The organism is Candidatus Palibaumannia cicadellinicola (genome assembly GCF_002855795.1).
Taxonomy (GTDB): domain Bacteria; phylum Pseudomonadota; class Gammaproteobacteria; order Enterobacterales; family Enterobacteriaceae; genus Baumannia; species Baumannia cicadellinicola_C.
On the sequence record NZ_NJPO01000042.1, the window covers coordinates 1 to 1,373 of the forward strand.

Sequence of the window (1,373 nt, forward strand, 5' to 3'; positions counted from 1 at the left end):
ATTGCTAGTGCTTGAACACAATCATATTGATTTTCCCACTAAGCCACTACGAGTACCGCTAGCGCATTGCCTAATACGTTGAGCGCGGTACGCGCCATATCAAGAATACGGTCAACACCTGCAATAAATGCTAGTCCTTCCAGTGGAATACCTACGCTGCCTAGCGTGGCTAGTAGTACAACGAAAGAGACACCTGGAACCCCAGCAATACCTTTAGAAGTTACCATTAATGTCAGCACAAGTATTATCTCCTTACCAATAGGTAACTCAATACCATATAGCTGGGCGATAAATATTGCGGCGATACTTTGGTATAATGTTGAACCATCTAGATTAAATGAATAACCAGTCGGTACCACAAAACCTGTAATCGCCGCCGGCGCACCATAAGCTTCCATTTTCTCAATAATCCGCGGTAATACGCTTTCAGAACTGGCGGTGGAATAAGCGAGAAAGAGCTCTTCTTTAAGAAGACGAATAAGTGTCCAGATTCGCAGCTGGCACAATCGTGCCACAGCGCCTAATACACCTAGTGCGAAGAATACTATGGTTCCATAAACTAATAGTACTAATTTAGCTAAAGGTAACAAAGATACGAAACCAAATGTCGCAACCGTTACTGAAATAAGCGCAAATACACCAATCGGCGCATAACCCATAACTATATTCGTTACTTTAAACATCGTCTCTGCTACAGCGTTGAACACATTTAGCAGTGGTGTTTTATTTTGGCTAGGTAGCGAAGCTAGCCCTAAACCAAATAGTACTGAGAAAAAAATAATAGGAAGTATGTCACCTTTACCCATTGAAGCAAAAATATTAGATGGAATTAATGACAATATCGTACCTACAAGACTATGCATATTAGATTGTACTTGCACAGTAGTATCTTTATATTTAGAGATATCTACTGTAGCTAACGTTGAAATATCGATTGCCTGACCAGGATGAAAAATATTAGCTAAAGTTATCCCAATAATAATTGCTAGAGTAGTTATTATCTCGAAATAAATAATAGTTTTTAAGCCGATACTACCGAGCTTTTTAGCATCGCCAATACCGGCAATTCCTATCACCAAGGTAGCCACAACAATTGGTATTACTATCATTTTTATCATACGTATAAAAATTTCCCCGGCCGGAGAAAGAATGTTTGTAATCATCCAATCACGTAAATAATCTTGATCGTGTAATATGATGCCCAGGGCAATGCCTAAGATTAAAGAGCAAAATATTTTCCAGGCAAGTGTAAATTGTAACTGTTTCATAAACATGATGCTTTCCATAGTTAGTCCTCAGTGTCAGAAGGCACAAGTGATCCTTCCTATCCTCATCCCTGTTCGTTGGCTGCAACACTTCAGATGAAGTTTTTT

At 39.3% G+C, this 1,373-nt stretch carries 1 pseudogene; it reads right to left on the bottom strand.

Annotated elements, in window-relative coordinates:
• Positions 1–41: 41 nt before the first annotated feature.
• A pseudogene (gene gltP, locus CEX73_RS00740) lies at positions 42–1,268 on the bottom strand (glutamate/aspartate:proton symporter GltP); the annotation flags it as partial.
• Positions 1,269–1,373 lie beyond the last annotated feature (105 nt).